The sequence below is a fragment of the Enterobacter sp. BWH64 genome (assembly GCF_001037645.1).
Lineage (GTDB): Bacteria > Pseudomonadota > Gammaproteobacteria > Enterobacterales > Enterobacteriaceae > Enterobacter > Enterobacter hormaechei_C.
On the sequence record NZ_KQ089922.1, the window covers coordinates 70043 to 83099 of the forward strand.

At 57.4% G+C, this 13057-nt stretch carries 13 protein-coding genes; 4 read left to right on the forward strand and 9 right to left on the reverse strand.

The genetic code is table 11. The features are described 5' to 3' along the window. Positions 1 to 32 precede the first annotated feature (32 nt). Positions 33 to 986, forward strand: a complete 954-nt coding sequence (metR, locus tag SK50_RS00350; protein ID WP_015570000.1) for an HTH-type transcriptional regulator MetR — start codon at positions 33 to 35, stop codon at positions 984 to 986. Here metR and SK50_RS00355 read toward each other — a convergent pair. The 3 genes from SK50_RS00355 to pldB form a co-directional block, all read right to left on the reverse strand. Further along, positions 874 to 1773, reverse strand: coding sequence for a carboxylate/amino acid/amine transporter (locus SK50_RS00355; RefSeq protein WP_023295736.1), 900 nt, complete (start codon positions 1771 to 1773; stop codon positions 874 to 876). The genes metR and SK50_RS00355 overlap by 113 nt on opposite strands. Before the next feature lie 82 nt (positions 1774 to 1855). Then, a complete protein-coding gene (gene yigL, locus SK50_RS00360) occupies positions 1856 to 2656 on the reverse strand; it encodes a sugar/pyridoxal phosphate phosphatase YigL (RefSeq protein WP_015570001.1) in 801 nt (266 codons plus the stop codon). Between the two features lie 31 nt (positions 2657 to 2687). After that, positions 2688 to 3680, reverse strand: coding sequence for a lysophospholipase L2 (gene pldB, locus SK50_RS00365; RefSeq protein WP_045343862.1), 993 nt, complete (start codon positions 3678 to 3680; stop codon positions 2688 to 2690). Between the two features lie 111 nt (positions 3681 to 3791). Between pldB and rhtB the strand changes: the two genes are divergently transcribed. After that, positions 3792 to 4412 carry a homoserine/homoserine lactone efflux protein gene (gene rhtB / locus SK50_RS00370; RefSeq protein ID WP_006812363.1) on the forward strand — a complete coding sequence of 207 codons (621 nt, stop codon included), beginning with the start codon at positions 3792 to 3794 and terminating at the stop codon, positions 4410 to 4412. Here rhtB and rhtC read toward each other — a convergent pair. The 3 genes from rhtC to pldA form a co-directional block, all read right to left on the reverse strand. Beyond that, the gene (gene rhtC / locus SK50_RS00375; protein WP_006179256.1) at positions 4409 to 5029 is read right to left on the reverse strand and encodes a threonine export protein RhtC; all 621 of its coding nucleotides are present in this window, start codon (positions 5027 to 5029) and stop codon (positions 4409 to 4411) included. The genes rhtB and rhtC overlap by 4 nt on opposite strands. 61 nt (positions 5030 to 5090) lie before the next feature. Continuing rightward, complete coding sequence (recQ, locus tag SK50_RS00380; RefSeq protein WP_017694743.1) at positions 5091 to 6920, reverse strand: ATP-dependent DNA helicase RecQ; 1830 nt, start codon at positions 6918 to 6920, stop codon at positions 5091 to 5093. Between the two features lie 90 nt (positions 6921 to 7010). After that, the gene (pldA, locus tag SK50_RS00385; protein ID WP_048228961.1) at positions 7011 to 7880 is read right to left on the reverse strand and encodes a phospholipase A; all 870 of its coding nucleotides are present in this window, start codon (positions 7878 to 7880) and stop codon (positions 7011 to 7013) included. 160 nt (positions 7881 to 8040) lie between these two features. On the opposite strand from pldA, the gene yigI reads away from it, so the two are divergent. Together yigI and rarD are read left to right on the forward strand one after the other, a co-directional pair. Beyond that, positions 8041 to 8508, forward strand: coding sequence for an acyl-CoA thioesterase YigI (gene yigI / locus SK50_RS00390; RefSeq protein WP_006812366.1), 468 nt, complete (start codon positions 8041 to 8043; stop codon positions 8506 to 8508). A gap of 51 nt (positions 8509 to 8559) precedes the next feature. Next, positions 8560 to 9456: an EamA family transporter RarD gene (gene rarD, locus SK50_RS00395; RefSeq protein WP_017694744.1), complete on the forward strand. Its 897-nt coding sequence runs from the start codon at positions 8560 to 8562 to the stop codon at positions 9454 to 9456. Positions 9457 to 9539: 83 nt separating this feature from the next. On the opposite strand, the gene corA is transcribed toward rarD, so the two are convergent. The 3 genes from corA to uvrD form a co-directional block, all read right to left on the reverse strand. Then, the gene (corA, locus tag SK50_RS00400; RefSeq protein ID WP_003860807.1) at positions 9540 to 10490 is read right to left on the reverse strand and encodes a magnesium/cobalt transporter CorA; all 951 of its coding nucleotides are present in this window, start codon (positions 10488 to 10490) and stop codon (positions 9540 to 9542) included. A 150-nt stretch (positions 10491 to 10640) separates the two neighbouring features. Continuing rightward, positions 10641 to 10697 carry a YsgD/CorL family protein gene (gene ysgD, locus SK50_RS24070; RefSeq protein WP_212743980.1) on the reverse strand — a complete coding sequence of 19 codons (57 nt, stop codon included), beginning with the start codon at positions 10695 to 10697 and terminating at the stop codon, positions 10641 to 10643. A 149-nt stretch (positions 10698 to 10846) separates the two neighbouring features. Beyond that, complete coding sequence (uvrD, locus tag SK50_RS00405) at positions 10847 to 13009, reverse strand: DNA helicase II (RefSeq protein WP_017383586.1); 2163 nt, start codon at positions 13007 to 13009, stop codon at positions 10847 to 10849. Positions 13010 to 13057 lie beyond the last annotated feature (48 nt).

Consider the following 13057-nt stretch of genomic DNA (forward strand, 5'->3'; position numbering starts at 1 on the left):
GCAAAATGTTCATGGCGAAGTGAAGGACTTTCATGATCGAGATTAAACACCTGAAAACGCTACAAGCGTTGCGGAACTGCGGTTCTCTTGCGGCGGCAGCGGCCACGCTGCACCAGACTCAGTCTGCCCTTTCTCACCAGTTCAGCGATCTGGAACAACGCCTCGGCTTCCGTCTTTTTGTGCGCAAGAGCCAGCCTTTGCGCTTTACGCCGCAGGGCGAAATTTTGCTTCAGCTGGCGAACCAGGTGCTGCCGCAGATTGCCAGCGCGTTGCAGTCCTGCAACGAGCCGCAGCAGACCACCCTGCGCATCGCCATTGAGTGTCACAGCTGTATTCAGTGGCTGACCCCCGCGCTTGAGAACTTCCGCCAGAAGTGGCCGCAGGTGGAGATGGACTTCAAATCCGGCGTCACGTTTGATCCGCAGCCGTCGCTTCAGCAGGGTGAGCTGGATCTGGTGATGACCTCAGATATTCTGCCGCGCAGCGGTCTGCACTATTCGCCAATGTTTGATTTTGAGGTGCGTCTGGTGCTGGCCCCGGACCATCCGCTGGCCGCTAAAACGCGTATCACGCCGGAAGATCTGGCAACGGAGACGCTGCTGATTTACCCGGTACAGCGCAGTCGTCTGGATATCTGGCGCCATTTCCTGCAACCCGCGGGCATCAGCCCACAGCTGAAAAGCGTGGATAACACGCTGCTGTTAATTCAGATGGTGGCGGCCAGAATGGGGATTGCGGCGCTGCCGCACTGGGTGGTCGAGACGGTTGAACGCCAGGGTCTGGTGGTCACCAAAACCCTGGGTGAAGGACTGTGGAGCCGGCTGTACGCCGCCGTGCGCGACGGCGAGCAGCGTCAGCCGATTACGGAAGCGTTTATTCGCTCAGCGCGGAACCACGCGTGCGACCATCTTCCGTTTGTGCGGAGCGCGGAGCGACCCAGCGGCGATGTACCCACAGCGAAGCCAGGATCACCGTTCCCCCAATAAGGAAACTCGGCCAGTGCGGCTGCTCCTGCCAGATGGCGAGGTTCACCAGTAGCCCCGCCGGCACGTGCACGTTGTTCATGATCCCCAGCGTTCCGGCGTCTACCTGCGTAGCGCCGTAGTTCCACATAAAATAGCCCAGCCCCGACGCCACCACGCCCAGCCAGACCAGAACGCTCCACTGCACGGAGGTGGTCGGCAGCTTTTGCGGATTGCCGAGCAGAAACCACGCCGCTACCGCGACAATCGCCGCGCCCATATAGAACCACGCAAACGCGTTATGCTGCGGCATAGGGCGGGTCTCCATCAGGCGTTTGTAGCCCACCATGCCGATGGCGAAACTAATGTTGGCGAGCTGGACGAACATCAGCCCGGTCCAGAAGTGATCGCTTACCTTGTCATAGCGAATAATCGCCGCGCCAATGACTGCCAGCGCAGCGCTCAGCAGATATCCCCAGCGCAAACGGCGCCTGCTGAGCAAGTCATAAATCAGCGTGATGTAGAGCGGCGTCAGCACGGTGAAGAGCAGAAATTCCGAGACGGACAGGTAAACGTAGGCCCGGAAGCTGAACAGGTACATGATGCCGAGCTGCATCGCGCCTACCAGCATGTACAGCAGTATCGTTTTTAGCGACTGCCCGCGGGTACGCAGGAACGGCAGGAACACCAGCGCCGCCAGCCCCACGCGCATCAGTACCGAGAAGTAGCTGTCGACCGATCCGGCAAGGTATTCGCCAATCAGACTAAAGGAGAAGGCCCACAGGATAGTGGTGATAATGAGTAGCGCCACAATGCTTGTCTCTCAGAAAGAAGGAGAGGCATTGTAGCGAACTCTTTAGTTGACATCTGAACAATAAACAATCAATTGAAGATTATTCAAGGAACAGTTTGCGCAGATACTTAGGCACAGCGTTATCGCCGTTGGTGCCGATCACTTCCAGCTCCGGGTGCAGATCTTTCAGGCGCTGGTGCGCGTTCTGCATGATGCAGCCTTTACCCGCCATGGAGAGCATCTCGGCATCGTTCATGCCATCGCCAAAGGCGATACAGTCTTTCAGATCAAAGCCCAGCCGTTTCGCTACCGCTTCCAGCGCGTGACCTTTGGACACCCCGCCCGCCATCACTTCCAGACAGGTCAGCGTGGAGAAGCTCACGTTCACGCGGTCGCCCCAGCGGGCGTTGATCGCCTGCTCCAGCGGCAGCAACTCCTCATGATTTACACAGGTGAAGAATACCTTGCTGATCCCTTCCGGCTCCAGCAGACCCGGCTCGTACAGTGAGTACTGGAATACGGCTTCCTTGAAAAAGCGCATCTCTTCCGGGCGGTGGCGGTTCATAAACCACTCGTCGTCGCGGTAAACGTTAGTGACGATATCCGGGTTGTTATGCACAATGCCGAACAAATCGGTGGCGATGTCGCGATCGAGATTGTGGGTAAAAATCAGGTTGCCGTCCGTGTCATGTACGCGCGCACCGTTGGAGGTGATCATGTACGACTTGATCTCCAGGTTATCGCGGATCTGCCCCACGTCCACGTGGTGGCGGCCAGTGGCGAAGACAAAGTTCACGCCACGGGCAGTCAGGAGTTTTAAGGTCTCTTTCGCATAAGGCGACAGGGTGTGGTCGGGGGAAAGCAGCGTGCCATCTAAATCAGATGCAACAACCTGGTACATAGGGATTTCAACCTCTGGTGGAAAACAATAATCAGTTATGCCTGTTGAAAAATTCAACAATGGCGTTGAGCGCGACTGAGCGCATAGCGTCCTTTTCAAAAAGGATCTCATGGTACGCACCGTTGATGACCAGCGGTTTACCCCCTTCACAGGGATGGCCCGCAGCGGCGCGAAGTTCACAATAGCGGTCATGCATGCGGTTATCCACCACACGCTCTTCTTCCGCCTGGATCAGGAGCGTCGGCGTGTCATCATCGCCTACGCCCGCCAGCACCTGCTCACCGGCATGAATACCTTCCCGCACCCAGTGCCAGGTAGGGCCGCCGACCCGCAGACGCGGTTCATCGGCATAAAAACGCAGGTTGCGGCGATAACGCTGCCGACTATGGGTTAAGACGTTGATGGCAAACGGCAATGCCCGCCAGCGTCCTGTTCCGATGGCATAGCCTTCTCGAATGCGCTGATGGCCCTCAGCCCAGTCGAGAAGATGGCGCACCATCCAGTCAGGAAAACGTATCACAATGCCGTACATCGGCGCGGTCAGCGCAATGGCGTCACACTGGTGCTTATGGCGCTGCAAAAACAACGTCGAGATCGCGCCCCCCATGGAGTGGGCAAGAATATAACGCTTGCGCCACGGTCCGGGCTCCACTTCCTGCTGCCAGAACGCGGCCAGATCGTCGACGTAATCGCTGAAGTTATCCACGTGGCCGCGATGGGTATCCGGCAACATCCGGCCGGAAAGCCCCTGCCCGCGATGGTCGATAATTAACACATCAAAGCCCAGATGGAACAGGTCATACGCCAGCTCGGCATATTTGATATAGCTTTCGATGCGCCCGGGGCAGACCACAATCACCCGGTCATTTTTTTCATCACGGAAACGAACGAAGCGTACCGGGATTTCCCCGACGCCCATAAACTCATCTTCCTCACGCTGGCGCCAGAAATCGGTCAGCGGCCCCATGGAGAAAGCAGCAAATGCGTTTTCTCGTGTTTCCCAGTCCTTTTTCTGCTGAAACATTGGGTTTCCACCCCCCGTAATTCAGGGAATATCGTTTTTTTCGTCACCGGTCACAAAATGACTCAACAATAGCGTATTGTGGCATAAAAACAGACGATCCGGGAGTTTCAAATGACCTTCGAATGGTGGTTCGCCTACCTGCTGACATCCATCATCCTCAGCCTTTCACCTGGCTCGGGCGCAATCAACACCATGACCACTTCCATTAATCACGGCTATCGCGGCGCGGCGGCGTCAATCGCCGGTTTACAGACCGGGCTTGGCATTCATATTGTGCTGGTGGGGATTGGTCTGGGCACGCTGTTCTCCCGTTCGGTGCTGGCCTTCGAGGTGCTGAAATGGGCTGGCGCAGCGTATCTTATCTGGCTGGGTATTCAGCAGTGGCGCGCCGCAGGCTCGATTGATCTGCATACGCTCTCCCGGACGCAAACACGCGGCCACCTGTTTAAACGCGCGGTGTTCGTTAACCTGACCAACCCGAAAAGCATCGTGTTCCTCGCCGCCCTGTTCCCGCAGTTTATCGTGCCGCATCAGCCACAGGTGATGCAGTACGTGGTGCTGGGCGCGACCACCATTATTGTCGATATCATTGTGATGATTGGTTACGCGACGCTGGCGCAGCGAATTGCGGCGTGGATCAAAGGGCCTAAACAGATGAAGGCCCTGAACAAAGTCTTTGGTTCGCTGTTTATGCTGGTTGGCGCGCTGCTTGCGTCAGCGCGTCATGCTTAGCGAGAAATGATGAGATGAATGCCGAAGCCGGCGAACAGCGCGCCGGCAAAGCCGTCGATCCACTTCGCGATGCGCTGGTAGCCGCGACGCATCGCCGGTAAGGCAAACAGGCTTGCCACAACGGTAAACCAGGCGAACGTCTCAACAACGATCAGCAGGAAGATCCCCCAGCGCGCGCCCGCGCCGACGTTATCCCCTACAAACAGCGAGAACACAGAGCCGAAGTAGATAATCGCTTTCGGGTTCGCCAGGTTGGTCAGCAGCCCTTTCACAAAGCTACGGCCGCCCGTTGCCAGCTCAACCTTTGGCTCTTCCGGCTTTTTCTCTTCTTTCTTCAGCGCCCCGCGCAGCATCTGGTAGCCCATCCAGCACAGGTACAGACCGCCGCCGACCATGATGATGTTATGCAGCCACGCCATTTTCGCCAGGATCAGGTTCAGACCGAGCAGCGCAACCGCCGCCCAGACCATGACGCCCATGGTAATACCGAGCACACCCATCATTGCCTCTTTGCGGGAGCGGCTGACGGCCGTTTGTGACACGAAGAAAAAGTCAGGGCCAGGGCTCATCAGCGCCACGATGTGCACTAACGCCACGGTGAGAAATAGCATTAACATAATTAGCTCGCGGGGAAATAATGTAGTGAGTCACCATCCTGGCACTTTTTCGCCCGGCTGACTACTCCTCATCATCACCATCAGCGTGGGAACGGATGAGCGCCATAAACTCTTTACCGAAGCGCTCCAGCTTACGCGTGCCAACGCCGTTGACGCTGAGCATCTCGCTGGCGCTGAGCGGCATTTGCTCGGCCATCTCGATAAGCGTCGCGTCGTTGAACACCACGTATGGCGGGATGTTCTCTTCATCCGCAATGGCTTTACGCAGCTTACGCAGCTTGGCGAACAGCTTGCGATCGTAGTTACCGCCGTAGGATTTCTGCATCACGCGCGGCTTCAGGGCGACGACGCGCGGAACGGCGAGCTTCAGTTCAACCTCGCCACGCAGGACCGGTCGCGCCGCTTCGGTCAGCTGAAGCGCAGAGTGCTGGGCAATGTTCTGCGTGGCAAAGCCGAGATGGATCAGCTGGCGGATGATACTCACCCAGTGCTCATGGCTCTGGTCTTTCCCGATGCCGTAAACCGGCAGCTTGTCGTGACCCATATCGCGGATACGCTGGTTGTTAGCCCCGCGCAGCACTTCAACGACGTAGCCCATCCCAAAGCGCTGGTTCACGCGTCCGATAGTCGAGAGCGCCTTACGCGCGTCCATCAGGCCATCGTACTGCTTCGGCGGGTCGAGGCAGATATCGCAGTTGCCGCACGGCGCCTGACGCCCTTCACCAAAGTAGTTGAGCAGCACCAGACGGCGGCAGGTTTGCGCTTCGGCGAAGGCCCCCATCGCGTTAAGCTTGTGGCGTTCGATATCCTGCAACTGCCCCTGCGGTTTCTCCTCGAGACAGCGGCGCAGCCACGCCATATCCGCCGGATCGTAAAACAGCATCGCTTCCGCAGGCAGGCCGTCACGCCCGGCGCGGCCGGTTTCCTGATAGTAGGATTCGATATTGCGCGGAATGTCGAAATGCACCACAAAGCGCACGTTGGGCTTGTTGATCCCCATCCCGAACGCCACCGTTGCGACCACGATTTGCAGGTCGTCGCGCTGGAATTTCTCCTGCACGTCGGCGCGGATATGGTTCTCCAGCCCGGCGTGATAGGCCGCGGCGCTAAAGCCACGGTTTTGCAGACGGGCGGCGGTGTCTTCCACCTTCGCACGGCTGTTGCAGTAGATGATGCCGGACTTACCGCGCTGCTCCTGCACGTAGCGTAAGAGCTGATCCAGCGGCTTGAACTTCTCCATCAGCATATAGCGGATGTTGGGGCGGTCGAAGCTGCTGACCTGAATATACGGGTCGTTTAGCCCCAGCAGGCGAACGATGTCCTGACGCGTGGTGTCGTCCGCCGTGGCGGTAAGCGCCATAAACGGCAGCTCGGGGAAGCGCTGACGAAGCTGGCCAAGAGCGGCGTATTCCGGGCGGAAATCGTGCCCCCACTGGGAGATACAGTGCGCTTCATCCACCGCCAGCAGCACCGGATTCCAGTGCGCCAGATGATCGAGGAAGTTGTCCAGCATCAGGCGTTCTGGCGCGATATACAGCAGGCGGATCTGCCCGGTGCGGCACCCGGTCATTACCTCTTGCTGTTGCTCGCGGGTCTGCGTCGAGTTCAGGCAGGCCGCCGCCACGCCGTTGGCAATCAGCTGGTCGACCTGGTCTTTCATCAGGGAAATAAGGGGCGATACCACGACCGTCAGGCCATTAAGCACCAGCGCGGGCACCTGATAGCAGAGCGATTTTCCGCCGCCGGTCGGCATGACCACCAGGCAATCGCGGCCTTCCAGCACGGTTTCAATGATGGTTTCCTGGCCAGGGCGGAACTGCTGGTAGCCAAAGGTTTCCTGCAAAACCTGTTTAGCCAGCGATTCCTGATTCAATACTTCCGCCTGCGCCACGTTAACCCCATATGCCAGAAATGAAACAGGCGCTATTTTCAGCGCCTGAGAGAGAAACTTCAACGTTTAACGCAAAAACATTCGAGCAGCTTAGAAAATATCGTTCAGCATGACACCCACACCGACGCGGGTCTGATTGAAATTGTAGTCGATCAGCGATTCGCCATACCCGCTATACACCTGAGTATAAAGACGAACGTGTTTCGTTACCGGGTAACTCAGGCCCAGCTCTGCACCGCCGTAGCCGGTATTCCAGTTGTACTGGCCTTTGGCGCTCAGCACCGCGTCACCCAGCTGATAGCCCACTTTAAGCTGATAGTAGCCCATATATTTGGTGATATCCGGGTTGTCATCGGTGCTGCCCACCACGTACCACGGCTTCACTTCCACCATGAAATTGCCGTTCTGCGCCATCAGACGCGTATAGATGCGGTTCCAGCTGCGTGAGGTTGGGTCGGAACGACCGTTGGAATCGTGGTTATAGCCCACCTCCACGTCTCGCAGCGTCCAGCCTGCAAACTCATAATCGGTGGCGAAACCGAGGAACAGCTGCGGTTCATAGTTGGTTTCGCGGAACGGTGAAGATTCCCCGCTGTTGGAGAGCTGCCACCATGACTTCTGCGTGTAAGACGCGCCAAGCACCGAGTTCGGCCCCAGGATGCCGCGCCAGAACGGGAAGGCGAGGCTGAGCTGGAACTTCACCTCATCTTTACGCGCATTATCAGACCAGTTATTGGAGCTTATCGCCTCTTTGTTGAGATCGCTGGTCTGGGTGTAGATCACGTAGTTTGTATCATAAGGGTACAGCGTGAACGGATTGTCATGCTCCTGAAGCATATTGGCGATGATGCTGCCCTTAACGGCAGGTTTATCATGCACCTCTTTGATCGTCGCTTCCTGCGCATATGCTGTGAGGGGCAGCGCAACCGCCGCCAGTAACCAACCCAGATACGTCCGCATCGGTGGTGTTCTCCTGAAATGGTGACATTTAATGAATAGTTTTGTCCGGGCATTCTACAGACTTCTGCGATAACTTCCGCTTCCTCGTTTCTTAAAGTGGCATTCCTTTATCCTGAAGCATAAAATCAACATTTTGTTAACAACAAGGATGCCACGTCAGATGTCAGCCACACTCACCGCCGAAGAAACCTTAAAGCTCGTGGGCGAGATTTTTGTGTACCACATGCCGTTCAACCGTGCACTGGGTCTTGAGCTGGAGCGATACGAAAAAGACTTCGCTCAGCTGAGTTTCAATAATCAGCCAATGATGGTCGGTAACTGGGCGCAAAGCATTTTGCACGGCGGGGTCATTGCCTCCGCGCTGGACGTGGCGGCCGGTCTGGTGTGCGTGGGTAGCACGCTGACGCGCCATGACACCATCAACGAAGATGAGTTACGCCAGCGCCTGTCGCGCATGGGCACCATCGATTTACGCGTCGACTATCTGCGGCCGGGACGCGGAAACCGCTTCACCTGCACCAGCAGCCTGCTGCGCGCCGGGAATAAAGTTGCTGTCGCCCGCGTTGAGCTGCATAACGAAGAACAGGTTTATATCGCCAGCGCAACCGCCACTTATATGGTGGGTTGAGACGGCAAATTCGGGTAAAATTACTTCACTTTTTTGTAACGGATTTTCCCGATGGATGCTAAACAGACGCGGCAGGGCGTTTTACTCGCCCTTGCCGCTTATTTTATTTGGGGTATCGCACCGGCGTACTTCAAACTTATCGCCTATGTCCCGGCGGACGAGATCCTCACTCACCGCGTCATCTGGTCCTTTTTCTTCATGATTGCGCTGATGAGTATCAGCCGTCAGTGGTCAGGCGTCAAAACGCTGCTGAAAACCCCGAAGAAGGTCTTCCTGCTCGCTCTCTCTGCGGTGCTGATTGGCGGAAACTGGCTGCTGTTTATCTGGGCGGTGAATAACCATCACATGCTCGAAGCCAGCCTGGGCTACTTTATTAACCCGCTGGTCAATATTTTGCTGGGGATGATTTTCCTTGGTGAGCGCTTTCGCCGGATGCAGTGGGTGGCGGTGATTCTGGCCTTCTGCGGCGTGCTGGTACAGCTGTGGACCTTCGGCTCACTGCCGGTTATCGCCCTGGGGCTGGCGTTCAGCTTTGCGTTTTACGGCCTGGTGCGTAAGAAGATTGCGGTGGAAGCGCAGACGGGAATGCTATTTGAAACCCTGTGGCTGCTGCCTGTCGCCGCGATCTACCTGTTCGGTATTGCCGACAGCGCTACCAGCCACATGGGCAGCAACCCATGGTCGCTGAACCTGATGCTGATGGCCGCGGGCGTGGTCACGACGATCCCCCTGCTGTGCTTTACCGGCGCGGCAACGCGTCTGCGCCTCTCCACGCTGGGCTTCTTCCAGTACATTGGCCCCACGCTGATGTTCCTGCTGGCGGTGGTGTTTTACGGCGAGGTGCCGGGTGCGGATAAGATGGTGACGTTCGCCTTTATCTGGGTGGCGCTGGCCATCTTTGTTGCGGATGCGATTTATACCCAGCGCAGGGTGCGCAAAGGGCTGTGATGTTGCCCTCACCCTAACCCTCTCCCTTTGGGAGAGGGAATTCGATCGTAGGGCGAGTAAGCGCAGCGCCACCCGCCAGATTTTTACAGCCAGTTCTTCCGCTTGAAGTACAGATACGGCGCCAGCCCGGCGAGGATCATAAAGATAATCGCCCCCGGGTAGCCAAAGCTCCACTTCAGCTCCGGCATAAACTCGAAGTTCATCCCGTAGCTGGACGCCACCAGCGTCGGCGGCAGGAACACCACGGACACCACCGAAAAGATCTTGATGATGCGGTTCTGCTCGATGTTGATAAAGCCCATCGCCGCCTGCATCAGGAAGTTGACTTTCTGGAACAGGGATTCGTTGTGCGGCAGCAGGGATTCGATATCGCGTAAGATCTCACGCGCCTGCTCCAGCTGACCGCCCGGCAGACGCGCCTTGCGCACCAGGAAGTTCAGCGCGCGCTGGGTATCCATCAGACACAAACGCACCTTCCAGCCGATATCTTCCAGCTCAGCCAGCGTGGACAACGCTTCGTCGTACTCATCGCCCTGATGGCCTTCCATGATCACGCGGCTCAGCTTTTCCAGGTCGCTGTAGATGTTTTCGATTTCATCCGCCAGCTGTTCGATTTTGGTTTCGAACAGATCCAGCAGCAGCTCATAAGCGTTGCCGTCCATCATCGCCTGGCTGCGGGCACGCATACGGTAGAGACGAAACGCAGGCAGTTCGCGCTCGCGCAGGGTGAACAGGCGGCCATCGCGGATGGTAAACGCCACGGTGGAGTTCCCCGCGTGGTCTTCGGCATCTTCGAAAAAGAAGAAGGAGTGAATGTGCAGGCCGTCTTCGTCTTCAAAAAAACGGGCGGATGCTTCGATGTCTTCCAGTTCCGGGCGTGTCGCCAGGCTTTGCCCCAGTTCAGATTGTACGCGAAGGCGCTCATCGTCGTCCGGCTCGACCAGATCCACCCATACGGCATCAATGAGGGGCTGTGACTCTTCGGCTTCAAGCCGAGTCAGTCGGTTATTTTCGAGTTGAAATGCGCTCAACATGACCGGGACTCCCAATGCAAAAAATATCGGACAGTTCGGTGGGCACACAGAAACAAATTGGGTTTCAGACCATTAAACAGCCTGACTCAGCGCGACGGAAATGATGCAGTCGCTGACAACCACTAAGGCCATCAGCAAGAGGAGATAGCCTTAGGAGTTGTTCCTGGATGACAGGGAATTGAGCCAGTATCTACTGGGTGTGTCCAAGGCGAATGTCCTCTTAGCGTAATCGTGCGCGCATGTTACGCCAGCAATAACTGTGGCGTCAACACGCAACGGAACGCTGAAGGGCATTAATTGACCTTCAACGTATAAGGCTAGCAGATTATTACAAAATAGTGATATTTTTCTGAAAGTTACACACTTTCCAGCTTGGCATAGGCTGCCACCAGCCATTTGATCCCCTGCCCCTGGAACGCTACCTGCAAACGGCTGTGCTCGCCGCTGCCTTCCAGGTTGACGATGGTGCCTTCGCCAAACTTCGAGTGGCGCACGCGCTGGCCCAGCTTGTAACCGGTGTCGGTTTCAGAGATCGGCGAGCCCATACGCTGATGGCTGACCGGACGGCTGATGCTGGCGCGCAGGCGCACCTCTTCCACACACTCTTCCGGCAGTTCGCCGATAAAGCGCGACGGACGGTGATACACCTCTTTCCCGTACAGGCGGCGGGTTTCCGCGTAGGTCAGGGTCAGTTTCTGCATCGCACGGGTCACGCCCACGTAGGCCAGACGACGCTCCTCTTCCAGACGCCCGCCTTCATCCAGCGACATCTGGCTCGGGAACATCCCCTCTTCCATCCCGACGATGAACACCTGCGGGAACTCCAGACCTTTTGCGGAGTGCAGGGTCATCAGCTGAACCGCATCCTGCCAGGTATCGGCCTGCCCTTCACCCGCCTCCAGCGCGGCGTGAGAGAGGAATGCCTGCAACGGCATCAGGTCTTCGTCTTCTTCGTTGTAGCTGAACTGGCGCGTTGCCGTCACCAGTTCCTCTAAGTTCTCAATACGGGTCTGGCCCTTCTCGCCTTTTTCCTGCTCGTACATGGTGCGCAAGCCGGAATCTTTGATCACCCGGTCGGTCTGGACGTGCAGCGGCATGTCGGCCGTTTCCTGCGCCAGCGCGTCGATTAACTCCAGGAAGCGCTGCAATGCGCTGGCGGCGCGCCCGGCAAGGGCTTTTTCCTGTAACAGCTCGCGGCACGCCTGCCACAATGTGAGCTGACGATCGCGCGAGGCCTGACGCACCACGTCCAGCGTACGATCGCCGATGCCGCGCGTCGGCGTGTTCACCACGCGCTCAAACGCCGCATCGTCGTTACGGTTGGCAATCAGACGCAAATACGAGAGCGCATCTTTGATCTCCTGACGTTCGAAGAAGCGCATACCGCCATAAATGCGGTACGGCATGCTCACCTGCAACAGCGCCTCTTCCAGCACGCGCGACTGGGCGTTGCTGCGATAGAGAATGGCACACTGCTCCAGCGCGCCGCCGTTCTCCTGCCAGGTTTTAATGCGGTTCACCACGAAGCGGGCTTCGTCGAGCTCGTTGAAGGCGCAGTAAATCGAAATCGGTTCGCCGTCGACGCCATCGGTCCACAGCTTTTTACCCAGGCGCCCGTTGTTGTTCTCAATCAGGGCGTTGGCCGCGCTCAGAATGTTGCTGGTAGAACGGTAGTTCTGCTCCAGACGGATGGTTTGCGCGCCGGGGAAATCGTTGAGGAAGCGCTGGATGTTCTCCACCTGCGCGCCGCGCCAGCCGTAGATAGACTGATCGTCATCGCCTACGATCATCACCTTGCCGGTATCCCCGGCCAGCAGGCGGATCCAGGCGTACTGGATGTTGTTGGTATCCTGGAATTCGTCCACCAGGATGTTGGTAAAGCGTTCACGGTAGTGTTGCAGGATATGCGGTTTGTTCAGCCACAGCTCGTGGGCGCGCAGCAGCAGCTCGGCGAAATCCACCAGACCGGCGCGATCGCACGCTTCCTGATAGGCCTTGTATACGTTCTGCCAGGTCTGCTCGACCGGGTTACCGAAGCTCTGAATATGATGCGGACGCAGCCCTTCGTCTTTCTGACCGTTGATGTACCACATCGCCTGACGCGGCGGCCACTGCTTCTCGTCGAGGTTCATCGCCTTGATCAGGCGTTTCAGCAAGCGCAGCTGATCTTCGCTGTCGAGGATCTGGAAATCCTGCGGCAGGTTAGCGTCCATATGGTGCGCGCGCAGCAGACGGTGCGCCAGGCCGTGGAAGGTGCCAACCCACATGCCGCCCTGGCTGGTGCCCATCAGCTGCGCGATACGGTGGCGCATCTCCGCCGCCGCCTTGTTGGTGAACGTCACGGCCATAATCGAGTACGGCGAACAGTTCTCCACGCTCTGTAGCCAGGCGATACGGTGAACCAGCACGCGCGTCTTACCACTGCCCGCTCCAGCCAGTACCAGCAGGTTTGTACGCGAGGCGGCAACCGCGTCACGCTGTTTATCATTAAGGCTGTCGAGCAGGTAAGAAACGTCCATTGGCACCGTCACGTCATGTCGGGCAGGCAAATGTTTCCATTCGCCAAA